We start from the raw sequence: 24,011 nt of genomic DNA, 5'->3' as shown, positions 1-24,011 counted from the left end.
AGGAAGGCCGGGCATGTGTCAGCGGCCCAGCCGGGTGACGGACTCCTCGTTCAGGTCGAAGACCACCACCGAGCCGGAGGCGTCGCGCAGGCGCACCTCGCCGGTGTCGTCGAGGGTGCCGAGCCGGCGCGCGGTCAGCCCTCGCGCGGTGAAGGCCTTGGCGCACTCCTCGACCCGGTCGTCAGGCGTCGTGAGCAGGAAGGCGAAGCAGGGGAAGCAGGACAGCCAGTCGGCGACCGGCACGCCCTCGGGCACGGGGAGCTCGTCCATGTCCACCTGGACGCCCAGCCTGTTGGCCTCCAGCAGCATGGCCAGCGAGCCGATCATGCCGGCCATGCTGACGTCCTTGGCGGCCACCGCCGCGCCCGACTCCGCCACCTCGGCGAGGGCCCGGACGTCGCCCGCCAGGCGGTCGCCCCGCTCGTCGAACGACGGGAAGAACAGGAAGTCGTCGCGCATGCGCCCGTCGAGGCAGCAGGCGAGCATCAACGCCTGGCCGGGGGCGGCGTGCGTGGCCGACAGCACCTTCTCCGCGGTGCCGAGACCGAACGCCGACAGGCTCGGCGGGCCGTCGCTCTCGGTGAGGTGCCCGCCCACCACGGGCACCTGGTAGGTCTCGCCGGCCCACTTGAGGCCCTCCAGGATCTTCCTGGTGACCTCGCGCGGGCCGACGATCGTGTCGACGATCGCGAGAGGACGGGCGCCCATGGCGGCGAGGTCGTTCACGTTCGCCAGGACGGCCGCCACCCCGGCGCCGTAGGGGTCCTTCGCGACGAAGGAGGGCAGCATCGCCTCCCCGCCGACGATCAGGTTGCGCCCGCGATCGTGCACGACGGCTCCGTCGTCGCCGGGACCGGACCACCAGTCACCGCCGCCGAACACGTCGGTGACCGCCCCGATGGCGCTCTTGGCCGTCACGCCCGGAAGGCCGCGCAGCCGTTGTGCCAGGTGGTCGAGGTCGTTGATCGGCACGATGAGTTCTCTTCCATGCGGTGGGTGGCGCCGGCAGACAGAGCAGGCGCTGAAGACGTCATTCTAGTGAGGAAGCCTTTCCCGTGACAGGACACCCCGTTCGCTACCGTGAAGCGTCGCGCGGCCAGACATCGCAGGTCGCCGGCTTTCTCACCCTTCCGGAGCGCACGACCAAGCCCCGCCGGCGCGGCATCTCGCACGTCCTCGACAACGGCATGTCGGTGGCCGAGGCCGAGCTCCGGCTGTCCTCCGCCGCCGCGAGCATCGACGTGTGGAAGTTCGGCTGGGGCACCGCCTACATCGATCCGGCGCTGGACGCCAAGCTCGACCTGCTGGCCGCGCACCAGGTGCTGGCCTGCACCGGGGGGACCCTGCTGGAGGTGTCGTGGCAGCAGGGCGTGCTCGACCGGTTCATGGACTGGGCCGAGTCGGTGGGGTTCCCGTGCATAGAGGTGTCGTGCGGCTCGGTGGCCATCCCGCGCGACGACAAGAACGCGATGATCAGCGCGGCGGCGTCCCGGTTCGTCGTGCTCTCGGAGATCGGGGTCAAGAACCCCGACACGCCTCCTTCGGCCCGGCAGTGGGGCGCCGACGCGCGGGCCGACCTGGAGGCGGGCGCGCGCTGGGTGGTGACCGAGGGGCGCGAGAGCGGCACCGTCGGGCTGTACGACCCGGCCGGCGAGGTGCGCACGGAGATCGTCGACGCGGTCGTCTCGGCGGTGGGCCTGGAGAACGCCCTGTTCGAGGCGCCCCTTCGCGCGCAGCAGGCCTGGCTCATCCGGCGTTACGGCGCGAACGTGAACCTCGGCAACATCGCTCCGGCCGACGCCCTGGCGGTCGAGACGCTCCGGCTGGGGCTGCGCTCCGACACCATGGGAACTTTCCCTCTCCCTCCGCACGACGCAGGACTGGAGGATTCACCATGATCCCGCATCAGTATCGAACCGTGGCGTTCACCGACGTCCCGGTGGATCTCGACGAGCGTTCCCTGCGGGAGTTCTTCCTGAGCCGCCAGGTGTACCGCAGGACCCGGTTCGTGGTGGCACGCAACGACGACGGACTGGCCCTGGTCGAGGTCACCAAGGCAGGCGAGGAGGAGCTGTTCGTCGACGTCACCGACGTGCGCGTGCTGGCGTCGCCCCAGGAGACGATCCTCGTGGACCGGGCCGACATCGACACCGCCGTGCCCAGCCAGCTGCTGCGCGCGGCGTCCGGGATCGCCGACGCCCCGCGCTGCGTGGTCGTCCGCGGCCGTTACGGGCACGTCAACTTCATGCTGGACGCCGTCCCGCGCCGGGTGCACGTGCTCGACGTCGCCCCGCCCTGGCCGGCCAAGCTGGTCGACCAGGTACGGCGCGTCCTCGACACCGCCGAGGAGCTGCCGGCGACCGAGTGCGTGTCAGAGGTCGTCGACCTGGAGGAGATGGCCGCCCGCGAGCCGGCCGGCCACTACCTGCTGCCGTGCCGAGGGGGCGGCATCACGGTCCCCGGGGCGGAGGTCTCCTATCTCGACGAGGTGCCGCCCGAGGCGGACTGGCTGCTGCTGGGCTGCGCCCGCTCGCGCGCCATCCACGACCACTTCTATCCGGATCGGGCGGCGGGCGTGACCCAGGTCGACATCTGCCCGGCCGCGCTGGCGGCCAGCAGGCCGCTCCCTCCCGGCGAGGCCCGGCTCACCAAGTGCTGCCTGCTGGAGGAGCACATCGAGACCCGCGGCGACACGGTGGTGGTGCCCTGGGGAGCGTCGTTCACCCTGGTCTCGGCGGGGCTGGCCGCCGCCTCGGACCTGGCCGAGGAGCTTCGTACCACCGAGGAAGGGCGGGAGAACGCGACGTGAGCGCGCGCATCTCGGACTCGACGGTCTACTCGCACCTGTGGGGCACCGACGAGCTACGGCAGATCTTCGACGAGCGGGGCCGCCTGCAGGGGTGGCTCGACGTGCTGGCCGCGCTGGCCAGGGCGCAGGCGGCGGAAGGGCTCATACCCGCAGGGGCCGCCGAGACCATCACCGCCGAGCTGCGCGTCGACCGGCTCGACCTGGACCGGGTCGCGCGCGGCACCCGCGAGACCGGCCACTCGACCCTGGGCCTGATCCACGAGCTGCGCCGGGTGCTGCCCGAGCCGGCCCGCGAGCACGTCTACGTCGGCGCGACCGTCCAGGACGTCACCGACACCTGGACCTCGCTGGCGACGCGCGCGGTCGGCGGCATCGTCTGGCGCGACCTGCGCCGGATCGAGGACCGCCTGCTCGACCTGGCCGTGGAGCACCGCGACACCCCGATCGCGGGCCGGACGCACGGCCAGCCGGGAGCGCCGGCCACCTTCGGCTGGAAGGCGGCGTCCTGGGCGGACGAGATCCGGCGGCATCTCGACCGGCTGCGCGAGGGCGCGCCGCGGTGGCTCGTCGGGCAGCTCGGCGGCGGCATCGGGACCCTGGTCGCGTACGGCGACCGCGGACTCGCCGTACGGGCCCGCTTCTGCGCCGACCTCGGGCTGGCCGACCCGGTCATCTCCTGGCTGAGCGCCCGCGACCGGATCGCCGAGTTCGGCGGCCTGCTCGCCCTGGTCACCGGCACGCTTGCGCGGATCGGCGAGGAGGTGTACGAGCTGCAGCGCCCCGAGATCGGCGAGCTGGGCGAGCCGCGTCCCGAAGGGGTGGTCGGCAGCATCACGATGCACCACAAGCGCAACCCCGAGGGCAGCGAGCACCTGAACACGCTGGCCCGGCTGGTCAGGGCCAACGCCGGGGTGCTGCTGGAGTCGGTCGTCAGCCAGCACGAACGTGACGGGCGGGCCTGGAAGGCCGAATGGGTGGCGCTGCCCGAGGTGTGCCTGCTGTCGGGCACGGCGCTGAGGCTCGGGGTCCAGCTCGTCGAGGGACTCGAGGTGCGCTCGGACCGGATGGCGGCCAACCTGCGCACCCACCTGGGCGGCACCCAGAACCCGTCCGACGCCGGCGCGGCCGCCGCCATGGTCGACCTCGTGGTGGCCCGCGCCCGCCGCGCCAGGTCGGAGGAGTCGCCCTCATGGCCGTGACACCGGATCACCGGGAGAACCAGGGGGTGGCGCCGCCCCGGGCCGAGCTGGCCGTGCTGCCCACTCCCCTGGTGGAGGCGCCACGGCTGGCCGAGGCGCTGGACGTGCGCGGGCGGATGCTGCTCAAGCGCGACGACCTCACCGGCTTCGCGGTGGCCGGGAACAAGGCGCGTCAGCTGGAGATGCTGATCGCGGCCGCCCGTGAGTCCGGTGCGCGTGTGCTGGTGACCGGCGGGACGCCCGGTTCGAACTTCTGCCAGGCCGCGGCGGCGGCCGCCGCCTGGGCGGGCCTGCGCTGCGTACTGATCTACGCCGGATCGCCTCCCCAGACCTCGCACCCCAACCTGCTGGCGGCCCGCCACTGGGGCGCGGAGATCCGATGGACCCACGACCCGGACCGCGCCTTCGTCGACGTCGCGATCGAGAGAGCGGCCGGCGAACTCGGCCAGACCGCCTTCGCCGTACCACGCGGCGGCGCGACCCCACTCGGTGCGACCGGCTTCCACCTGGCAGCCCTCGAACTGGCCACCCAACTCGTACCCCAAGCCGCGCCCCAGCCCGGGGAGCAAACCGCGGCCCAGCAAGGGCCTCACTCTGAGGGCCGGTCCGGGGCACAAGCCGGGGCTCACGTTGAGGGCCGGCTTGTGGGGCCCGTTGTGGTTGTCGTGGCGGCGGGGTCTGGAGGGACGCAGGCCGGGCTGGTGTCCGGGGCCGTGGCGTCGGGGCGCAGGATGCTGATTCGTGGCGCCTCGGTCAGCCGGCCGCCGGATGAGACCGCCCGGCGGATACTCGAGCTGGGCGAAGGATGCGCCCGGCTGATGGGGACCGAGATCCCGGAGGCGTCCGATGTCGTGGTCGAGGACGCCCGCGGCCCCGGGCACGCCCGCCCCTCGGAGGAGGGCGAGCGCGCCGCGCGGCTGGCGTTGCGCGCCTCAGGGGTCGTCCTCGACCCGGTCTACACCGCGAAGGCGCTGGGCGCCCTCCCGCGCATCCTCGGCGAACGACGCCACGACCCCGACCTGACCACAGTTCTCTGGCACACCGGCGGCCTGCTCGACGCCGTCGCCGGATGGGAGGCACGATGATCGACGACGGACTGCCGTCCGCACCCTCGGCGCACCACCGGGGCGGGCTCGACCGCCTGGGCCCACCGGTGGAAGGCCCGGCCCAGGAGCTGATCGACAGCGGGTTCGCGCTGGAGAACGCCGACTCGCCGCTGCTGCACGCGGGCCTCAACCTCGCCGACCTCGCGCACCTCGTCGATCTGCACGAACGCGGGGTGGTCCCCTACAGCGCCGCCGAGCAGCTCATGCGGGTGCTGCTCCGGGCCGTGCGCACCCCGGCCGAGGACTTCCCCTACGACCCGGCGTTCGGCGAGCCGTACAACTCGCGGGAGCGGTACTTCACCGCCCAGATCGGTGACGACGCCGGGTGGCTGCACGCCGGCCGGCCGCGGCGCGAGGCCGTGCGCATCGCCCTGCGGCTGCACGTGCGGAGCGTCCTGGAGGACCTGATCGAGGCGTCGGCGGAGCTGGCGCAGGCCATCGCGAAGGTCGCGGCGGGCAACAGCACGACGTGGCTGCCCGACCAGACCTACCTGCAGCACGCGCAGCCCTCCACGTTCGGCCACTACCTGGTCAGCTTCGCCTACCCGGTCCTGCGCGACGCCGAGCGGCTCATGGACGCCCTGGCCTGGGTCAACACCAGTCCGGGCGGGGCGGGCTGCGTCAACGGGAGCCGGCTGCTGGCCGACCGGGGCAGGGTCGCCGAACTGCTCGGCTTCGAGGGTTTCATCCAGCACACGCGCGACGCCATGTGGCAGATCGACGGGCTCATCGCGGCGCTGTCGCACGCGTCCAGCCTGCTGACCACGCAGAGCAAGCTGGCCGAGGACCTGGAGATCTGGGCCAGCAACGAGTTCGACTACATCACCATCGCCGACGGGTTCAGCCGTTCCAGCGTGCTCATGCCGCAGAAGCGCAACCCGTACGCCCTCTCGATCATCCGCGGCGCCTCCGGCACCCTGATCGGCCGGCTCACCGGGTTCCTCGCCGTCAGCAAGAGCCCGTCGGCCCGCAGCGACAACCTGATCTACGCGTACGGCGAGATCCCCCGCGCGCTGGACCTGGCGCTGCGTACGACGAGGCTGACCAGCGGGGTCATCCGCAGCATGACGGTGAACGCCGACCGGATGTGGGAGGCCCTGGAGTCGGGCTTCAGCCAGGCGACCGACCTGGCGGAGTTCGTCATGCAGACCTGCCGGGTGGACTACCGGACCGCCTACCAGGTGGTCGGGATCGCCGTGCGGGAGGCGAGCAGGGAAGGGCTGCGCGGCATCGACCTCGACGCGGCCCGGCTGGAGTCCGCCGCCCAGCAGTACGCCGGGATCTCCCTCGGGCTGGAGGGCCGGGACCTCACCGAGATCCTCGACCCCCGGCACATCGTGGAGACGCGGACGCTGGCCGGCGGGGCGGCCCCGCCCGTGGTCGAGGCGATGGCCGCCGACTGTCTCGCGGAGGCGACCGCGTTGCTGGGCCGCGCGCGGGCGGCGCGCGCCTCGTTCGAGCACTCCGAGGCCGCGCTGGTCGCGCTCGCGGAGAACTTCATCAAGGGGGACCCCGCCGAGGGGAACGACATCAAGGGAGAAACCGATGAACGCCACTGATACCGCCACCCCGGTGCGCCTTCCCGGGGAGGTGAACGTCGTCAACATCGGCCTGCCGCTGTTCGCCGAGGCGATCGCCGAGCAGAAGCGCCCGGTGGTCCAGGTCGACTGGCGGATTCCCGGTGGCGGTGACGCCGAGGTGGTCGCGGCTCTTCGCCGCCTCTACGGCCGGCACGCGGCGACGATCGACGCCGCCAACAAGGAGGTCTTCCGGCGGCTGGACCGGGGCGCGCCGCAGCTGGTCGGCGTGCGGACCGCAGGCGAGGTGATCCCGATCCTGGCCGAGGGCCGGGTGCTCCTGCACTGCGGGCCGCGCATCGCGATCGAGGACACGGTCGACCCGCTGCGCCGTTCGATGCGCGCCGCGGTCTGCGCCGAGGGGTGGGCGCGCGACCCCGATGAGGCCGACGCCCTGCTCCTTGACGGTTCCGTACGGCTGGAGCCGGCCAACGCGCACGGCGTGGTCGTGCCGATGGCGACGGCGATGGGGCCGGGCACGCCCGTGTGGGCCGTCGAACTCGCCGACGCCGGCGTCACCACCTACGCGCCGATCGGCCAGGGGCCCGGCGACGTGGCGTGGTTCGGCCGCGACACCCCCGGCGCGATCGACCGTCTGGTGCTGCTGCGCGAGGTGGTCGGCCCGGTGCTGGCCGCCGCCCTGGCCGAGGCCGGGCCGGTCGACGTGATGTCGCTGGCGGCGCAGGCGGTCGCCATGGGCGACGACGTGCACGTCCGCACGCAGGCCGCGACCAACCTGCTGCTGCGCAACCTGCTGCCCGCGCTGGTGTCGGGCGACCACCCCCGCCGGACGGAGGCGGCGACGTTCCTCTCGGGCAACCACCTGCTGTTCCTCACGCTGGCCATGGCCGCCGCCCGGGCGCTGACCGCCTGGGCCGCCGAGGTCGAGAACAGCTCGGTCGTGACCGGCATGGCACGCAACGGGACCGACTTCGCCGCCTGGCTGGCCGGGCCGTCCTCCGACTGGCACCTCGCGCCCGCGCCGATGGTGGAGCGCGCGCTCTACCACCCGGGGCGAAGTGAGGCGGACGCCGCCCCGGACATCGGGGACAGCTCGGTGCTGGAGCTCGTGGGCCTCGGCGGCGCGGCCGCGGCCGGTTCGCCGGCTGTGGCCCAGATCGTCGGGGGGACCATGGCCGCCGCCGCCGAGCTGACCACGCAGCTCGACCAGGTGTGCGTGGGCAACTCCAGCCGGTTCATGATCCCGGTGTGGGGGATGAAGGGCTCACCGGTGGGCGTCGACGTGCGCAAGGTCGTCGAGCTCGGCATCACCCCGCAGGTGACGACGGGGATCCTGCACAACGCCGACGGCAGCGGCCAGGTCGGCGCCGGTGTGGCCACGGCGCCGGTCCAGGCGTTCGTCGACACGATGATGGCGCTGGACGCGAAGCTGGGGGGCTGACCCGGAGGCGAGGCGTGCTCCGCGCGGGGCGCGCCTCGCCTCAGGCGCAGATGTCGGCCTGCCGTACGTCGATCTTGGGGACGTGGGCGAGCGTGTTGGAGACGTAGCAGACCCGGGAGGCCGGGGCGAGCAGCGGTTCCAGCTCCTCGATCGGCAGGCTGGTGTTCACGGTCAGCCTGATCTCCTTGAAGCGCGGGCCGTCGTACTCGCCGACCGCCGACACCTGGAGGTCGGGCAGTTCGATGCCGCGTTTGCGCGCCGACCACGCCAGCGCCAGCGCGTAACAGGACGCGAGCGACCCGAGGAAGTAGTCGGTCGGCATCGGGCCGGTGTCGGTTCCGCCGGCCTCCGGGGGCTCGTCCACCGGGAACGAGAACGCCCCGGCCGTGACGGTCGCCCGCCAGTCGCCCTCCCACTTGGCGATGACTTCTTGCGATTCTCCGGATCTTGCCAAATCTGCTCCCTTGGTGCAGCGCATAGATGAGAGACCGCGGGCCCCGGGGCGGCGCCCCGGGACCCGCGGCCCCCTGTGAGTCAGCTGTACAGGCGGTCGAAGTTCTCGTTGAAGACGAGGTCCGCCAGCTCACCGTCGCCGACGGCTTCGATCATGCGGTGGTACTCACCCGCGAAGTCGCCCCACGGCAGGTCGGAGGCGAACAGCACGCGGTCGCCGCCGATCCCGCGCCGCTCGATCTCCTGCGCGAGCCAGTACGGAGCGAACCCGACGGACCAGGTGAGGTCGGTGTAGACCTTCTTGCCGGCCTCGATCCAGTCGAAGAACCTCGTGCCGATGAGCTTGATGTGGCCGCTCACCCCGCCACCGAAGTGGACCAGGTGGACCGGCGTCTCGTCGGCGTACCGGTCCACCAGCTGGCCGACCTTGTCGATGTCCGACTGCGCACCCGGCGAGGTGTGCACGTGGACGACGAGGTTGTTGGCCTTGGCGGCGGCGAAGATCTTGTCCAGCTGGACCTGGCACTCGGCGTCCTCGACGGACCCGCCGAGCAGGAAGCTGATCTTGAGAGCCTTCACCCCGGTCTCGCCGACGAGCGTCAGCGCCTTCTCGGTGAGCTCGGCGTCCTGCGGTCGCGGAGACGCCCACACCGCGGCGCGGAGCCGGTCGTCCCTTGCCGCCGCCTCGACGACGAGCTCGTTGAGCTCGAACGAGTGCTTGGGATCGGGGACCCCGTAGTTCGGGATCACCAGCGCCCGCTCGGTGCCCTCCGCGTCCAGGTCGGCGAGCAGTTCGTCGACGGTGGCGCGGGCCTTCACGTCCGGGTTGACGGGCGGTCCGCCGTAGAACGGGAAGGCGGGCAGAACTCCGATGTGCCGGTGGGCGTCAGAGTGCCGCGATGGTGCTTTCGTCATCACATGGTCCAAGTGTTGAGCTGGAAGTGGCCCTCCCGCCATGCCGTCAGGGCGGAGTCCAGGACGTCGAGCGGGTTGAACGCCTTGATCCCCGGGATCAGGTCGTCCTCCCGCATGCCGTACAGCGCGCCCATGGCGAAGCGGCAGGCGTAGATCGTGGCGCCCTCGTCCAGGAGAGTCTGGAGCTGCCTGTTGACCGCCAGGTTCCCCGGGAACCCCTCCTTGCCGACCGCGGGGTAGCCGCGACCGGCGGCGCCGAGCAGCACGGCGGGGCCGTAGAGGACGACGGTCAGCTTGAACCCCTTGCGCTGCAGGCGCGTGGACGTCATCAGGTTGACGAGGGAGACGGACCCTTCGAAGGGCACCGAGTGGATGAAGACCGTGGCCTTCTGACCCTCTTCGGCCCGGATGTCTTCGAAGACCTTCTCGCTGGTGTCCCAGAGAACGTCGCCTTCGGCGGGAGTCGCGACGGTTACCGTCTTGGTGGACATGTCACTCCTTTGTGAATAACTCGCTCTATGGTTGTCGGCCTATGCGGTCAGACCGCGGGTCCTTTTCGTGGCGGTTGCTGCTTCCACTGCTTCTGGTGACTCCCCGGCATGCGCGCGATGACCGCGTTGCGCAGCTTCAGAGGCAGCCGGTGGAAGACCGGGACGTAGATCCGGCGCCAGAAGATCTCGACGCCGCGGGGCGGCAGAGGACGGGTGGCACCGAGACGGGCGGCCACCTTGTCCTGCGCGTCGATCATCAGGTAGTGCTCGGACGTCTGGCGTACCCAGCGAGTCAGCCCCATCTCACTTCCCCAGCTTCGACAGGGCGTTCTGCGCCGCGAGCGAGATGGGCTCGTTGAGCGCGCCGATGGGCGGGCTGTAGACGTTCTCCATCGTCGCCAGGTCGTTGATCGTGATCCCGGTGCGCACGGCCATGGCCAGGAAGTCGGCGCGTTCCTTGATGCCCTCGCCGCCGACGAGCTGGGCTCCGATGAGCCGCAGATGCTCGGGCTCGGCCAGGAGCTTGACCTTGACCGGCTTCACGTCGGGGTAGTAGCGCGCCCGGGAGATGCCCTGCGCGTTGCCCACGACGAAGGGGACGCCGAGCGCGGTCGCCAGCGTCTCGCTGAAGGAGACCCCGCCGATCATCCACTTGCCGGCCACCATGCCCCAGGGCACGTAGACGGCCTGGTACTCGCGGGTGCCGCCTGCCGCGTTCACCCCTGCGACCTTGCCCTGCGCGTAGGCGTGGCTGCCGGAGAGCCCCTGGATCGGCACGTTGGAGACGCCGTGCGGGATCTCGGTGCAGTCGCCGGCCGCGTACACCCCGCTCACCGAGGTGCGCATCCGGCCGTCGACGATGAGGCCGCCGCTCATGCCGGTCTTGAGACCCGCGGCGGTGGCGAGCTCGACGTTGGGGACCTTCTTCGTGGCGACGACCACCAGGTCCGCCTGGATGCCGCCCTGCGACGTGGTGACCTCGCGCAGCTTGCCGCCGTCGCCGACGAAGCCGGTGACCTTGGTGTTGAAGTGGAGCTTGGCCCCCATCTCGATCCAGGACTCCTGGACCGGCTCCATGATGTCCGGGTCGGTCGCGGACGACATGGCCCAGGGGGCGGGGTCGACCAGGTGGGTCTCGATGCCGCGGTGGGCGAGCGCGGTGACCATCTCGGCTCCCAGCGGCGTCGCCTCGTCGACGACCGCGGTCTTCACCGTGTCGAGGACCTTGTCCCACTCCATCGCCTGGCGGATGTTCTTGACGTAGTAGATGCCGCCCAGGTCGCTGTTCGGCACGTCCGGGTCGGCGTAGTCGAAGCCGGTGGCGAGCACGAGCGAGTCGTAGCGTTCGACGGTGCCGTCGGTCGTGGTCACCGTCTTGGCCTTGACGTCGATGCTCGCGACGGTCGTCTCGTAGCGGATGTCGATGCCCTGGTCGACGTACTGCTGCTTGGTCGCCATGAACAACGACTCGAAGCTCGCGATCTCGCGGCCGTGGACGTAGGGAATCCCGCAGGGGCTGTACGCAGCGTCCTCGTATCCGGTGAAGACGATGACCTCCGCGCTCGGGTCCGTGCCCTTGGCGGCACCCGCGGCACCCATCCCAGCGGCTCCACCGCCTACAACAACGATTCGCCTGGTCATCTCCCGCTCGTCTCCCATCGGAACGCACCGCGTTGAGCATGCTCAAATTTCTATTCACCATACTTGACGTAGCTCTGAGGTACCGTCAAGGTGTGTACAAGGACTGGTTGAGAACCCGAGAAACGCGTGAGTTTGGCGGAGGGTCTGCGTGATCGCACGAGTGGCCGAAGTCGTCTCCGGTATCGGCCCGAAGATCAAGTCACTCCGCAAGCAGAACGGCTACTCGCTTCAGTCACTTGCCGAGCGCGCCGATGTGTCGGCGGCGACGATCCACAAGATCGAGCAGTCGGACATGGTCCCCACCATCACGACCCTGCTCAAGATCGCCGGAGCGTTCGAGCTCCCCGTGTCCTACTTCGTCGAGGACGACGACGACCACCTGCCGACGGTCCACACCCGGGCCGCCAACAGGCGCCCGATCTACACCTCCCACGCGGGGCTCGATCTGGCCGGGATCACCGGCCCGTACGGCGACTTCCTGATGGCGGCGGCCGTCGCGACGGTCCTCCCCGGCGCGAGCAGCGGCAGCAAGCCGATGGGACACCCCGGCGAGGAGCTGCTCTACGTGATGTCGGGCAAGCTGGCGTTCACGGTCGCCGACACCGCTTACATGCTGGGCGCCGGCGACTCGCTCCACTTCCGCACCCAGCAGCCCCACTCCTGGCGCAATCCGGCGGAGGAAGACTGCGTGGTCCTCTGGATGGCGCTGCGCCCGCAGCAGTGAAGCCGTGCGTCTCCTCCCTGGAGACGCACGGCTTCCGTCGTGCTGGTGACGTCAGGCGTAGCCCCACGCGCCGGCGTACTTGGCGAGCCGGGGCGAGAGCGTGGCGGTGCCGAAGGTGCGGGCCGGCTGGATCCGGCCGGACTTGATGTTGTCGCTGCGGTCGCCCAGGTTCGGCAGGTACCTGCCGTGGTCGTGCTTGCCGTAGTCGAGCATCTCCGGCTCCCACGGCACGCCCAGGTAGTCGCAGACCTCGCGGGTGACCCGCTCGGGCTCGGCGGTCAGCTCCTCGTAGCGGAGCGTCAGGCCGTCGAGGGTGGTGCGGGCCTTCTCCAAGGGCTTGAAGTACTTCAGCGCGTTGGCTTCCAGGGCTTCGCGCGAGCTGGTGTTGCCCTTGCGGTTCTCCAGGGAGGAGACCACGCCCTCCGGGTGGCGCAGCAGGAAGAGGAACTTCGCCTTCGGCCAGGCGTACTTCAGCCGCTCCCAGGTGAAGACGTTGCCCGGGGTCTTGTCGACGATGACGTCCTTGCCGCTGCGCTGCAGCTCCAGGTGGAGGATGCGGTCCCACAGCACGTGCTCCAGCTCCACCTGGTCCAGGCCGAGCTCCAGCATGGACTCCTCGGAGAAGCCGGGGGCCGGCTGCACCCTGAGCGTGCGCAGGTGCAGCTCGTGCGGGGCGCGGACGCGGGAGTGGCTGTTGAGCAGGCTGCGCAGGAGCGTGGAGCCTGAGCGGACCGAGGCGATCACGAAGACGGGTGACTCCACCTGGCGCGGCATGATCGGGACGCTGTAGTCGACGACCTGCACGCGTTTCGGCGGGCGGGGGGAGTCGGCGCTCCTGGGCCTGTTCGCGTCCATCGCCTTGGCCGGTTTCGGGGGACGCAGCGCCTCACCCAGAAGCCGAACCCTTCGCCTGATGCCGGTTTTCACGACGCTCATGCGCGACCTGCCGCCTTTCCGTCCGCGTGCTTCCCTCTCCCCCGATTCGGGCGTCCGGAACAAGAGTTACGGTCGCCGTAGTGCGACAAACGTAACTTAAACGGTAGATAACGGCAAAAATCCCCCATGATGGCCCCGCTCGTCCGCGGGGAGATCGGCGGCGGCGTCTGGGCCGGCATCACATACGTCCTTACCTGGGGAGGGGTCCCGACAACCTATCTCCGCACCCCCCGCGCGGCTATCCGAACGGCTACTACTCCCAGGGAACCTGGAGCCGCCGCTAGCATGCCGGTACGGCGATCAGAAGGAGATCAGCGATGCCCCAGCACTCCCCGGTCCGTCGCACCCCCCTCGACGCGGCGGAACGGGCCCGCGCCGAGGCCGGCTTCGCCTCCCTGGTCACCGAGCACCTCCTCACGAGCGGCCGGTTCAGGGTGAGCGCCGACACCCCGGAGATGGTCGGCCTCTTCCAGGGCGTGGCCCGCAGGGTGGGCGAGCGGCTCGGACGGCCCGTGGTCAGCTACGCCAACGGCCGATACATCGTGATCGCCTTCAGCCAGGAGGAGACCGCCGCCCTGGCCTGAAAGTTTCACCTCCACGACGGGCGTCGTCGCAGGTCGCGGGCTCTGACCTGCCGCGGTCGTTGAGGTCTCGCGCCACCGGTGCCTACGGTGCTGGCGTCCGCATACGACGATCCCGCCAAGGAGCCCGTCATGCGCGCCCGTCTCGTCCCCGCGCTCGTCATGGCGCTGGTCGCCCTGGTCCTCACCGCCCCCGAGGCGCGCGCCCAGGTGGTCGGCGGGTTCGACTTCGATCGGGCGGAGGTGTCCGTCACGGGGCTGCAGGTGCCGTGGGGGCTGGCCTTCCTGCCCGACGGCAGCGGGCTGGTCTCCGAGCGCAACACCGGGCGCATCATGCGGGTACGCCCCGGCCAGGCGCCCACGCAGGTCGCCACGGTCGCCGGGGTGAGCGCCTCGGGTGAGAGCGGGCTGCTCGGCATCGCGGTCAGGGACGGCTGGGTGTACGCGTACTTCACCAGCACCGCCGGCGACAACCGCCTGGTCAGGTTCGAGCTGACCGCGCCGCAGACGCAGACCGTGATCCTCTCCGGGGTGCCCAGCGCGGCGATCCACGACGGCGGCCGCATCGCGTTCGGTCCCGACGGCATGCTGTACGTGGCGACCGGCGACGCCGGCACCACCTCGAACGCGCAGAACCTCAACAGCCTCGCGGGGAAGATCCTGCGCATCACGCCCACCGGCGCGATCCCCGCCGACAACCCGTTCCAGGGCTCCCGGGTCTGGAGTTACGGTCACCGCAACGTCCAAGGGCTGGCCTGGGACGCGCAGGGCAGGATGTACGCGACCGAGTTCGGCCAGAACACCTGGGACGAGGTCAACCGGATCGTCGCGGGCGGCAACTACGGCTGGCCCACCTGCGAGGGCGCCTGCGGCAGCGGTTCCTTCCGCAGCCCGATCGTCACCTGGACCACGGCCGAGGCGTCGCCGAGCGGTCTCGCGTACGCCAACGGCACGCTCTTCGCGGCGGCGCTGCGCGGCCAGCGGCTGTGGGCCGTGCCGCTGAACCCGGACGGCACGGCGGGCACCCCGCAGGCCGAGTTCACTTCGGAGTACGGGCGGCTGCGCGCGGTCGCGGTGGGCCCCGACGGCTGGCTCTGGGTGGCGACCAGCAACCGCGACGGCCGCGGCAACCCGGTCGCCCAGGACGACCGGATCGTCCGCGTCCCACCGGCCTCGACCGGGGGCGACACCACCCCGCCGACCGCCCCGGGCAACCTGACCGCGACGGGCACGACGGCCACCGCGACCACCCTGACGTGGGCCGCCTCCACCGACGACACCGGCGTCACCGGTTACGACGTGCTGCGCGCGCCGGGCTCGTCGGGCGGGTCGTTCGCCCAGGTGGGCACCTCCGCGACCACGACCTTCACGGCCACCGGACTGGCGCCGCAGAGCACGTACCGCTTCCAGGTCCGCGCCCGCGACGCGGCGGGCAACCTCTCCCCCGTCTCCGGCACGGTCACCGTCACCACCACCACGGGCGGCACCACGGGCGGATGCGCGGCGGTGGCCACCACCCAGACGCAGTGGCCCACCGGTTACGTCGTCCAGCCCGTCACGGTGACCAACACCGGGACGTCCCCCATCACCGGCTGGCGGGTCACGGTCACCCTGCCGGCCGGGCACCAGATCACCGGCTCGTGGAACGCCGCCAGGTCCGGCGCGGTCTTCGAGAACGCCCCCTACAACGGCGCCCTCGGCCCCGGCCAGAGCACCACGTTCGGCTTCCAGGCCACCCGGTCAGGCGCCGACGCCGGGCTGCCCTCCGGCTACGCGTGCGAAGTGCGCTAGCTTGCCCGGATGGAACGGACACCACCCATCTTCACCGGTGACGAGCGCGCCGTGCTCAACAGCTGGCTCGACTGGCAGCGCGAGACGCTCGCCGCCAAGTGCGCCGGGCTGAGCGAGGAGCGGCTGCGCGAGCGCGCCGTGCCGCCGTCGGGCCTGTCCCTGCTCGGCCTGGTCAGGCACATGGCGCACGTCGAGCGGGCCTGGTTCCGCCAGATCATCGACGGCGAGGACGTGCCGCGGCTGTGGGGCAAGGACACCCGCCAGGACGCCGACTTCGACGAGGTGGACACCGCCTCGGCCGAGGAGGCGTTCGCCACCTGGCGGGCCGAGATCGCGCGGGCCCGGGAGATCTCGGCCGCCCTGCCGCTGGACGCGCTCGCCAAGCGGCAGCGCCACGGCCAGAACGTGTCGCACCGGCGCACGCTGATCCACCTCATCCAGGAGTACGCCCGCCACAACGGCCACGCCGACCTGCTGCGCGAGCGGATCGACGGCACGACCGGGGAATAGCGCGTTGGCCTCGGCCCCGGGGAACCGCAAGAATGGCGCGATGAGCGTGGCTGACAGCACGGAGACCGACTGGGTGTCCAGGTTCGCGGATGAGGTGATCTCCGAGGCGGAGCGCCGCGCGCCGGGCGAGCCCATCGTGTGCGCCTCGGGCCTCAGCCCGTCGGGGCCGATCCATCTGGGCAACCTGCGCGAGGTGATGACCCCTCACCTGGTCGCCGACGAGATCCGCAAGCGCGGGCACGCGTGCGTGCACCTGCTGTCGTGGGACGACTACGACAGGTTCCGCAGGGTGCCGGCGGGCGTCGACCCGTCGTGGGCCGAGCACGTGGGCAAGCCGCTCAGCTCGGTGCCCGCGCCTCCGGGCAGCGACCACGCCTCGTGGGCCGACCACTTCAAGGCGCCCATGATCGAGGCGCTGGCCGAGCTGGGCGTCGACTACCGCGGCATCAGCCAGACCGAGCAATACACCTCGGGCGCGTACCGCGAGCAGATCCTGACCGCCATGCGCGAGCGCGAGAGCATCGACGCGGTGCTGGCGCGCTACCGCACCAAGCAGGGCGAGGAGCGGCCGGGCGCCTATTACCCCTATCGCCCGTACTGCGAGATGTGCGAGCGCGACCTGACCACGGTCACCGCCTACGACGACGACACCACGGAGCTCGCCTACTCCTGCGCGTGCGGGTTCGGGGAGACGGTGCGGCTGGCCGAGCACGACCGCGGCAAGCTGGTGTGGAAGGTCGACTGGCCGATGCGCTGGGCGTACGAGGGCGTGGTGTTCGAGCCGTCGGGCGTCGACCACCACTCGCCCGGCTCGGCCTGGGTGGTCGGCGGGGAGATCGTCGGCCCGGTGTTCGGCGGCGAGCGGCCGATCGGGCCGATGTACGCGTTCGTCGGCATCACCGGCATGGCCAAGATGAGCAGCTCGAAGGGCGACGTGCCGACCCCGGCCGACGCGCTGCGCATCATGGAGGCGCCGGTGCTGCGCTGGCTCTACGCCCGCCGCAAGCCGTCCCAGTCCTTCAAGGTCGCCTTCGACCAGGAGATCCAGCGGCTCTACGACGAGTGGGACGCGCTCGGCCGCAAGGTCGCGCAGGACGCGGCGCAGCCGGCCGAGCTGGCCGCGCACGCCAGGGCCGTGCGCACCTCGCGCGGCCCGCTGACCGCCACCCCCCGGCCCGTGCCGTACCGGACTCTCGCCTCCATCGCGGACGTCACGACCGGCGACACCGGCCAGATCGGGCGCATACTCGGCGACCTCGACGGCGTCGCCGCGCTCGACGAGGTCCGGCCGAGGCTGGACCGGGCGCAGGCGTGGATCGACACGCACGTGCCCGCCGACCAGCGCACGCGGGTGCGCGAGTCGCCCGACGAGGAGCTGCTGGGCTCGCTCGGCGAGGACGAGCGCGAGTCGCTGCGCATGCTGACGGAGGGCCTCGACGAGCACTGGTCGCTGGAGGGGCTGACCACGCTGGTGTACGGGGTGCCGAAGCTGCGGGCCGGGCTGGCGGCCGACGCCAAGCCGACGCCCGAGGTGAAGGCGGCGCAGCGGGCCTTCTTCGCGCTGCTCTACCGGCTGCTGGTGGGCCGCGACACCGGGCCGCGGCTGCCGACGCTGCTGCTGGCGGTGGGCGCCGAGCGGGTCCGCAAGCTGGCCGGCGTGTGAGCGCCGTCTACCTGATCACCGGCATCCAGGCGGCGGGCAAGTCGACCGTGGCGCAGGCGCTCGCCGAGCGGCTGCCCAGGGCCGCGCACGTGCGGGGAGACGTGTTCCGCCGCATGGTGGTCACCGGCGGCGTGCCGATGACCCCCGGCGCCGGCGAGGAGGCGGTGCGCCAGCTCCACCTGCGCTACCGCGTCGCGGCCGCCGCGGCCGACCTCTACGCCAGTGAGGGGTTCACCGCCGTGGTGCAGGACGTGGTGCTCGGCCCCGACCTGGAGCTGTTCACCCGGCTGGTGACCACCCGCCCGCTGATGGTGGTGGTGCTCGCGCCGGACGCCGCCACCGTGGCGCGACGGGAGGCGGACCGCGCCAAGACCGCCTACGGCGCATGGACCGTGGCCGAGCTGGACGCGGGGCTGCGCCGCGACACGCCGCGCATCGGTCTCTGGCTCGACACCTCCGCGCAGACCCCCGCCGAGACGGTCGACGAGATTCTGGCGCGTACGAACGAAGCCTCGATCTAGCGCATGGGACGGCTCGTTGTCAAGCTGTCATGACCGGATGGACGATCGCCGGTAAGAACACCTTTTTCCGTATATGTTCGCAGGTCACGGAGTGGTCACCGACACAGAGATCCGCGACTGATGCAAGGCGTCGTCAAGTGTCTTGCATGCGCGTGAAGGGATCTTTGCCTGCATGAACGAGCAGCCCTTCCCCGCCACCGTCAGCGTCATCGTCCCGGCGCTGAACGAGGCAGACAACCTCCCCCACGTCTTCGCCACCCTACCGGCCTGGATCGACGAGGTGATCCTGGTCGACGGCGACTCGACCGACGACACGGTGGCGGTCGCCCGCCGCCTCCGCCCTGACCTGCGCGTGGTCGCGCAGACCCGGCGCGGCAAGGGCAACGCCCTGATCGAGGGAGCGGCGGCGGCGAAGGGCGACATCATCGTCATGATGGACGCCGACGGATCGACCGACGGCCGCGAGATCCGCTCGTTCGTCAACGCGCTCGCCGCCGGCGCCGACTTCGCCAAGGGCTCGCGGTACGCGCCGGGCGGCGGCTCCGACGACCTCAGCCCGTTGCGCTCACTCGGCAACCGGGCGCTCACCGTCCTGACCAACCTGATGTACGGGACGCGCTACACCGACCTGTGTTACGGCTACAACGCGTTCTGGGCACGCCACCTCGACGCGCTCGCCCTCGACTGCGACGGCTTCGAGATCGAGACCCTGATGAACATCCGCGCCGCGAGGGCCGGGCTGGTCACCAGGGAGGTGCCCAGCCACGAGCGCTGCCGCATCCACGGCGAGAGCAACCTGCACGCGCTGCGCGACGGCTGGCGGGTGCTGAAGACCATCTTCCGGGAGCGATTTCGCGCCTCCACGGCCTCCCCGGCCGAGGTGGCGCTCGCCAAATGAAAGGTGACACCTCCTAACATGCGATATATCGTGATCGGCGCGGGAGCGGTGGGCGGCACCATCGGGGCCCGGCTCCACCAGGGCGGCCACGACGTGCTGCTGGTCGCACGCGGAGCCCACTACGAGACGCTGCGCGAACGCGGCCTGCGCCTGATCACCCCCGGCTCCGACCAGGTCATCGACATCCCCGCGACCGACGGCCCGGTGCCGGCGCGCGACGGCGACGTGCTGATCGTGGCCACCAAGTCGCAGGACACGGTGGCCGCGCTCGACCCGTGGCCCCGCCACCTGCCGGTGGTGTGCGCGCAGAACGGCGTGGCCAACGAGCGGACCGCGCTGCGCCGGTTCGAGAGGGTCTACGGCATGTGCGTGTGGCTGCCGGCCCTCCACACCGAGCCCGGCGTCGTGGCCGCCTACGGGTGGCCGCGCTCGGGGCTGCTGCACGTCGGCCGCTACCCGTACGGCTCCGACGAGCTGGCCAAGCAGATCGCCACCGACCTCGACCGCAGCCACCTGGTCGGGGTGACCTCCACCGAGGTCATGCGGTGGAAGCACGGCAAGCTGCTGACCAACCTGACCAACGCCGTCGAGGCGCTGTGCGGGCCCGACCCCGCCGCCCGGCCCCTGCTGGACCAGGCCAGGGCCGAGGGCGTCGCGGTGCTGGAGGCGGCCGGGATCCCGTACTCGACGCCGCGGGAGGAGCGCGAGCTGCGCGGCGACCGCGTCGACATGCGCCCGATCGGCGGCGAGGCGCGCGGCGGCGGCTCGTCCTGGCAGAGCCTGGCCAAGGGCTCGGGCTCCATCGAGGCCGATCACCTCAACGGCGAGATCGTCCTGCTGGGGCGCGAGCTGGGCCTGCCGACCCCGGTCAACGAGGTGCTGCAGCGCGAGGCCAACCGGTTCGCCCGCGAGCGGCGGCGGCCGGGCTCGATGACGGTCGAGGAGCTGACCGCGCTCATCGGCGCGCGTTCCGCATACGGATTCCGCTGAACTCCAGGCTGCTGCCGATCACCTCCTCCCAGAACGGCCAGAGGCTGTCGAGCAGCCGGAGCTGGATGCCCGCCCGCTCGTGCAGCTCGACCAGGTCGCCCACCGGCTCGGGCGGGCCGAGCGGCGTCACGGGCACCGTGGACACCACGGCGTGCGGCGGGTCGCCGATCGGCGCGAAGCCGTCCGCGGGCAGCCGGTAGGCGTAGAGCCTGGTCTCCAGCATGGGCCTCAGCCAGCCGTACTCGATGGCGTGCACTCGGTCACCGCAGCCGGCGCCGATGATCCGTACGGCGTCCTCCGCGGTGGTCCCGGGCCCCGTCCAGGCCAGCGCCCGCGGGCAGGCGCGCGGAAACCAGTAGTCAGGGCACCGGTCGGCCCCCACCGCCCACACGTACGGCTCGCTCTGCCTGGACGTCGGCGCCACGTGAGGGACGAACCGCTCGATCGTCGGATCCTCCGAGAAGTGCAGAACCTCGCCGGGATCGGGTCTCATTCCTTGATCCTCGCGCATATCCCCACGCTCCTTGGGCAGTTGGACGTCGCTTTGACGACAAGGGGTGAGTGCAGATGATCTTCATGGGTCTGTTACTGGTGATTCTCGGCGTCGGCGCGGCCATCCTGGTCCTCGCCGAGGAAGGCACGAGCTACAACCTGTTCGGCTACACCTTCCAGCCGAACCACGTCGAGATGTTCCTCGCCGGCGCGGCCGCGGCCGCCGTGCTGCTGCTCGGGCTGTGGCTGATCGCGCTCGGTTCGCGCAGGTCCGCCAGGCACCGCCGCGCGCTCCGCGGCGCGCGGGCCGACGCCTCCCACCGGGTGGCCGAGCTGGAGAGCGAGAAGCGCCGGCTGCAGGAGAAGCTGGAGAAGGAGCACGCGGCCAACCAGCGCACCGCCGCCGACGAGCGCGCGGCGGACCGGCGCACCACCGCGGACGAGCGCGCGGCGGACCGGCGCACCGCCGCCGAGGAGCGCGCGGCCACGGCCGAGCGCGCCGAGGACGACCGCCTCGTGGCCGGCCGTCCCGAGCAAAACCAGGCGATGACCGCTCCGGGCGCGGGGGCGTCGAGCCCCCGCGCCGGCGCATGACCCCGGATCGCGCTGGGGTGTAATCTGCGAGGCGCCCGCACATGCCTCCGGAGGTCGCATGCCCCCCACACGTGGCCGTCCCATCGCGATCAAGCTGCTCATCCTCCTGCTCGTCCCGCTGACCTCCCTGGTCGGGCTCTGGGCGTTCGCGGCGGGTCTGACGGCGGGCGACGGCATCCAGATGCTGGAGACCGACAGGCTGACCACCAACCTGGCCGAGCCCTCCAGCGAGCTGACCACTCACCTGCAGAACGAGCGGCTGTCCTCGATCCAGTTCATCTCGGCCAAGCGCAATCCGGAGACCCTGTTCCTCCAGCGCACGCTGACCGACGGAGCGGCCAAGGAGCTGCGCGAGCTGGCCGGGCGGCAGGACGACCTCACCCCCGCGATGAGCGCCCAGCTCAACGCGCTGTTCAGGCAGCTCGACCGGCTCACGCAGATCCGCCGCGACGTCGACGCGCCCAACCCGTCCCAGCTCGACCTGATCAACGGCTACAACCAGATCGTCGACGCCTCCTTCCGCATGTACGACGCCCTGGTCCTGGTGCCCGACCTGGCCCTCTACCGCAACGTACGGGCGCTGGCCATGCTGGCCGAGGGCAAGGAGATGCTCTCCAGGGAGCGCGCGATGATCGCCGTGGTGCTCAGCCGGGGCCGGGTGACCAGCGCGGAGCGTGAGGCGTTCGCCGAGTGGGCGGCGACCAGGCGGCTGCTCTACTCGCAGGCCCTGACGCAGCTCGACGGCGAGCTGCGCACCCCCTACCAGGAGCTGATCAGCTCTCCCCTCTACCAGGAGTTCCTGGAGGCGGAGGACGCGATGCGGGGCCAGGCCGTCGTCAACGGCCTGCCCGCGGAGGCGGCCACCTGGCCGGTCGACGCCAACAACCTGTGGAAGGCCGTCGAGGCCAACCAGCGCACCACCAGCGCCGCGTACGCGCAGCGGCTGGCGCCCGCGGCCACCGGCATCCTGATGAAGATCGCGGTTGCGGGCGGGGTGGGCCTGCTGGCGGTGCTCGCCTCGATCCTGCTGTCGCTGCGCTTCCGCAAGCGGCTCGTACGCGAGCTCGCCGGGCTGCGCGACGCCGCCACCCACCTGGCCCAGGTCCGCCTGCCCGAGCTGGTCGAGCAGCTGCGCACCAGCGCCAAGCCGCCGGTCGGCACCTCGGTGGAGCCGCTGGAGGTCAAGGCGGAGACGTCCGAGGTGCACGACATCGTGCACGCGTTCAACGACGTGCAGTCGACCGCCGTCAACGCGGCGCTCAGCCAGGCCAACCTGCGCCACGGCGTCAACCAGGTCTTCGTCAACCTCGCCCGCCGCAACCAGTCGCTGCTGCACCGCCAGCTCATGCAGCTCGACGGCATGGAGCGGGGCACCGAGGACCCGGTGATGCTGGAGGACCTGTTCAAGCTCGACCACCTGACCACCCGCATGCGCCGCCACGCCGAGAGCCTGATCATCCTCTCCGACCAGCAGCCGGGCCGGGGCTGGCGCAACCCGGTGCCGATCGTCGACGTGCTGCGGGCGGCCGTGGCGGAGGTCGAGGAATACCAGCGGGTCGAGGTGCTGCAGCCGCCGCCGGTCTCGCTGCTGGGCACGGCCGTGACCGACGTGGCCCACCTGATGGCCGAGCTGGTCGAGAACGCGACGCTGTTCTCGCCGCCGCGCACCCGCGTCGACCTGCGCACCACCTCGACCCCTCACGGTCTGACGGTCGAGGTGGAGGATCGCGGGCTCGGCCTGCCCCGCGAGGAGCTCGACCAGCTCAACACGCGGCTGGCGGAGAAGCCGGAGTTCGACCTGGCGCAGAGCGACCGGCTGGGCCTGTTCGTGGTCGGCCGGCTGGCGTCGCGTCACGGCATCAAGGTGACGCTCGCGCCCTCGCCCTACGGAGGGCTGACCGCGCGGGTGATGCTGCCGGCGAGCCTGCTGGCCGATCAGCCGGTGCTCGCCGGCCGGTAGATCACCTTCAGAGCCGTACGAACGGCTCCTCGAAGTGGGCGGTGGCCAGCAGCGCCCGCTCGGCCCGCAGCCCGGCCAGCACCTCGGCCCGGGTGGCGGCCGCGCGCTCCTGGTCGTCGTCGTAGACGTAGCGCACGGCCGGGTCGGCGAGCTGCGCGGGGTGCAGCACGAGGTCGCCGGTCATCGCCAGGTCGCCGAGCCGCACGATCTGGTGGCCGGGCGTGTGGCCGGGGGTCAGGTGGACACGCACGCCGGGCGCGACCTCGGCGTCGCCGTCGACCACCTGGAGCTGGCCCTTGATCACGTCGATCACCTGGCGGAGCATGGCGCCGCCGGCGGCCTCCAGCTCGGCGTCCTGGAGCACGTAGCGGGCGTTCTCGAACACGGGCCGGCCGTCGGCGACGGCCCCGCTGGCATGGTCGCTGTGGAGGTGCGTGAGGATCACGGTGCCGACGTCGGCGGGCGCGACGCCCGCGGCGGCCAGTTCCCCGGCCAGCGAGCCGGGGACCGGCGCCCAGCTGGACGCCGGTGAGTCGGTGCCGCCTATGCCGGTGTCGACCAGGGTCAGGCGGCCCGCGCGGTCGCGGAGCAGGTAGCAGTGGAAGTGGAGGATCCACGGCTCTTCCGGGAGGTCTGCTCCCGGGAACGTCTCGGCGAGCGGGCGTCTGATCGCCTCGCCCATGGGGCCGACGGCGTCGCAGAGGGGTGTCACCTCGACGCCGGCCACGTGCAGCGGTTGGTGGGGCATACGCCCCAGA

The 24,011-nt window shown here is 71.6% G+C and carries 25 protein-coding genes; 16 read left to right on the top strand and 9 right to left on the bottom strand.

Features of this window, described 5'->3' with window-relative positions; genetic code table 11:
- Nucleotides 1-18 precede the first annotated feature (18 nt).
- Nucleotides 19-972, bottom strand: coding sequence for an AIR synthase related protein (locus FR742_RS39060; RefSeq protein ID WP_148034941.1), 954 nt, complete (start codon nt 970-972; stop codon nt 19-21).
- An 83-nt stretch (nt 973-1,055) separates the two neighbouring features.
- Here FR742_RS39060 and FR742_RS39055 point away from each other — a divergent pair, with 83 nt between their 5' ends.
- From FR742_RS39055 to FR742_RS39030, 6 genes are read left to right on the top strand one after another with little or no spacing between them, the layout of a single operon-like run.
- On the top strand, nt 1,056-1,898 hold the full coding sequence (locus FR742_RS39055) for a phosphosulfolactate synthase (RefSeq protein ID WP_148034940.1): 843 nt from the start codon (nt 1,056-1,058) through the stop codon (nt 1,896-1,898).
- Nucleotides 1,895-2,809 carry a hypothetical protein gene (locus tag FR742_RS39050; RefSeq protein WP_148034939.1) on the top strand — a complete coding sequence of 305 codons (915 nt, stop codon included), beginning with the start codon at nt 1,895-1,897 and terminating at the stop codon, nt 2,807-2,809. Before FR742_RS39055 ends, FR742_RS39050 begins: the two co-directional genes overlap by 4 nt.
- Complete coding sequence (locus tag FR742_RS39045; RefSeq protein WP_148034938.1) at nt 2,806-4,008, top strand: adenylosuccinate lyase family protein; 1,203 nt, start codon at nt 2,806-2,808, stop codon at nt 4,006-4,008. Before FR742_RS39050 ends, FR742_RS39045 begins: the two co-directional genes overlap by 4 nt.
- Complete coding sequence (locus FR742_RS39040) at nt 3,999-5,093, top strand: 1-aminocyclopropane-1-carboxylate deaminase/D-cysteine desulfhydrase (protein ID WP_148034937.1); 1,095 nt, start codon at nt 3,999-4,001, stop codon at nt 5,091-5,093. Before FR742_RS39045 ends, FR742_RS39040 begins: the two co-directional genes overlap by 10 nt.
- Nucleotides 5,090-6,673, top strand: a complete 1,584-nt coding sequence (locus FR742_RS39035) for an argininosuccinate lyase (RefSeq protein ID WP_148034928.1) — start codon at nt 5,090-5,092, stop codon at nt 6,671-6,673. Before FR742_RS39040 ends, FR742_RS39035 begins: the two co-directional genes overlap by 4 nt.
- Nucleotides 6,660-8,093, top strand: coding sequence for a DUF1116 domain-containing protein (locus FR742_RS39030; protein ID WP_148034929.1), 1,434 nt, complete (start codon nt 6,660-6,662; stop codon nt 8,091-8,093). Before FR742_RS39035 ends, FR742_RS39030 begins: the two co-directional genes overlap by 14 nt.
- Nucleotides 8,094-8,133: 40 nt before the next feature.
- On the opposite strand, the gene FR742_RS39025 is transcribed toward FR742_RS39030, so the two are convergent.
- The 5 genes from FR742_RS39025 to FR742_RS39005 form a co-directional block, all read right to left on the bottom strand.
- On the bottom strand, nt 8,134-8,547 hold the full coding sequence (locus FR742_RS39025) for an OsmC family protein (protein ID WP_187281463.1): 414 nt from the start codon (nt 8,545-8,547) through the stop codon (nt 8,134-8,136).
- 80 nt (nt 8,548-8,627) lie between these two features.
- On the bottom strand, nt 8,628-9,461 hold the full coding sequence (locus FR742_RS39020; RefSeq protein WP_148034931.1) for an amidohydrolase family protein: 834 nt from the start codon (nt 9,459-9,461) through the stop codon (nt 8,628-8,630).
- Nucleotides 9,461-9,952 carry an MSMEG_0572/Sll0783 family nitrogen starvation response protein gene (locus FR742_RS39015; protein ID WP_148034932.1) on the bottom strand — a complete coding sequence of 164 codons (492 nt, stop codon included), beginning with the start codon at nt 9,950-9,952 and terminating at the stop codon, nt 9,461-9,463. Before FR742_RS39015 ends, FR742_RS39020 begins: the two co-directional genes overlap by 1 nt.
- Nucleotides 9,953-9,999: 47 nt before the next feature.
- Nucleotides 10,000-10,254 carry a hypothetical protein gene (locus tag FR742_RS39010; RefSeq protein WP_148034933.1) on the bottom strand — a complete coding sequence of 85 codons (255 nt, stop codon included), beginning with the start codon at nt 10,252-10,254 and terminating at the stop codon, nt 10,000-10,002.
- 1 nt (nt 10,255) lies between these two features.
- Complete coding sequence (locus FR742_RS39005; protein ID WP_148034936.1) at nt 10,256-11,593, bottom strand: FAD-dependent oxidoreductase; 1,338 nt, start codon at nt 11,591-11,593, stop codon at nt 10,256-10,258.
- A 148-nt stretch (nt 11,594-11,741) separates the two neighbouring features.
- Here FR742_RS39005 and FR742_RS39000 point away from each other — a divergent pair, with 148 nt between their 5' ends.
- Nucleotides 11,742-12,317, top strand: a complete 576-nt coding sequence (locus FR742_RS39000; protein WP_148036247.1) for a helix-turn-helix domain-containing protein — start codon at nt 11,742-11,744, stop codon at nt 12,315-12,317.
- A 51-nt stretch (nt 12,318-12,368) separates the two neighbouring features.
- Here the strand turns inward: FR742_RS39000 and FR742_RS38995 are convergent, their stop codons facing one another.
- Nucleotides 12,369-13,253, bottom strand: coding sequence for a sulfotransferase (locus FR742_RS38995; protein ID WP_148036246.1), 885 nt, complete (start codon nt 13,251-13,253; stop codon nt 12,369-12,371).
- Between the two features lie 317 nt (nt 13,254-13,570).
- On the opposite strand from FR742_RS38995, the gene FR742_RS38990 reads away from it, so the two are divergent.
- The 7 genes from FR742_RS38990 (at nt 13,571) to FR742_RS38960 (ending at nt 20,207) form a co-directional block, all read left to right on the top strand.
- Nucleotides 13,571-13,837 carry a hypothetical protein gene (locus tag FR742_RS38990; RefSeq protein ID WP_148036245.1) on the top strand — a complete coding sequence of 89 codons (267 nt, stop codon included), beginning with the start codon at nt 13,571-13,573 and terminating at the stop codon, nt 13,835-13,837.
- Between the two features lie 129 nt (nt 13,838-13,966).
- Nucleotides 13,967-15,625: a PQQ-dependent sugar dehydrogenase gene (locus FR742_RS46210; protein WP_148036244.1), complete on the top strand. Its 1,659-nt coding sequence runs from the start codon at nt 13,967-13,969 to the stop codon at nt 15,623-15,625.
- 9 nt (nt 15,626-15,634) lie between these two features.
- Complete coding sequence (locus tag FR742_RS38980; protein ID WP_148036243.1) at nt 15,635-16,135, top strand: DinB family protein; 501 nt, start codon at nt 15,635-15,637, stop codon at nt 16,133-16,135.
- Between the two features lie 40 nt (nt 16,136-16,175).
- Nucleotides 16,176-17,798, top strand: a complete 1,623-nt coding sequence (gene lysS / locus FR742_RS38975; protein ID WP_187281585.1) for a lysine--tRNA ligase — start codon at nt 16,176-16,178, stop codon at nt 17,796-17,798.
- Entirely contained in the window at nt 17,795-18,319 is a 525-nt protein-coding gene (locus tag FR742_RS38970) for an AAA family ATPase (RefSeq protein WP_148036242.1), read from the top strand. Before lysS ends, FR742_RS38970 begins: the two co-directional genes overlap by 4 nt.
- A 172-nt stretch (nt 18,320-18,491) precedes the next feature.
- The gene (locus FR742_RS38965; RefSeq protein ID WP_148036241.1) at nt 18,492-19,217 is read left to right on the top strand and encodes a glycosyltransferase family 2 protein; all 726 of its coding nucleotides are present in this window, start codon (nt 18,492-18,494) and stop codon (nt 19,215-19,217) included.
- 18 nt (nt 19,218-19,235) lie between these two features.
- Nucleotides 19,236-20,207, top strand: coding sequence for a ketopantoate reductase family protein (locus FR742_RS38960; RefSeq protein WP_148036240.1), 972 nt, complete (start codon nt 19,236-19,238; stop codon nt 20,205-20,207).
- On the opposite strand, the gene FR742_RS38955 is transcribed toward FR742_RS38960, so the two are convergent.
- Nucleotides 20,173-20,700, bottom strand: a complete 528-nt coding sequence (locus FR742_RS38955) for a DUF6886 family protein (RefSeq protein ID WP_148036239.1) — start codon at nt 20,698-20,700, stop codon at nt 20,173-20,175. The two genes, FR742_RS38960 and FR742_RS38955, sit on opposite strands and share 35 nt — an antisense overlap.
- A gap of 83 nt (nt 20,701-20,783) precedes the next feature.
- Here FR742_RS38955 and FR742_RS38950 point away from each other — a divergent pair, with 83 nt between their 5' ends.
- Both FR742_RS38950 and FR742_RS38945 read left to right on the top strand, forming a co-directional pair.
- Nucleotides 20,784-21,293: a hypothetical protein gene (locus tag FR742_RS38950; RefSeq protein WP_148036238.1), complete on the top strand. Its 510-nt coding sequence runs from the start codon at nt 20,784-20,786 to the stop codon at nt 21,291-21,293.
- A 58-nt stretch (nt 21,294-21,351) separates the two neighbouring features.
- Complete coding sequence (locus FR742_RS38945) at nt 21,352-23,253, top strand: nitrate- and nitrite sensing domain-containing protein (protein WP_148036237.1); 1,902 nt, start codon at nt 21,352-21,354, stop codon at nt 23,251-23,253.
- A 7-nt stretch (nt 23,254-23,260) separates the two neighbouring features.
- Here FR742_RS38945 and FR742_RS38940 read toward each other — a convergent pair whose 3' ends face one another.
- The gene (locus FR742_RS38940) at nt 23,261-24,001 is read right to left on the bottom strand and encodes an MBL fold metallo-hydrolase (RefSeq protein ID WP_261809020.1); all 741 of its coding nucleotides are present in this window, start codon (nt 23,999-24,001) and stop codon (nt 23,261-23,263) included.
- Nucleotides 24,002-24,011 lie beyond the last annotated feature (10 nt).

It is taken from the genome of Nonomuraea sp. C10, assembly GCF_008017515.1.
GTDB lineage: Bacteria > Actinomycetota > Actinomycetes > Streptosporangiales > Streptosporangiaceae > Nonomuraea > Nonomuraea ferruginea.
The sequence above is the reverse complement of the archived record's forward strand: the minus strand, read 5'-3'. Positions and strand labels throughout refer to the sequence as shown.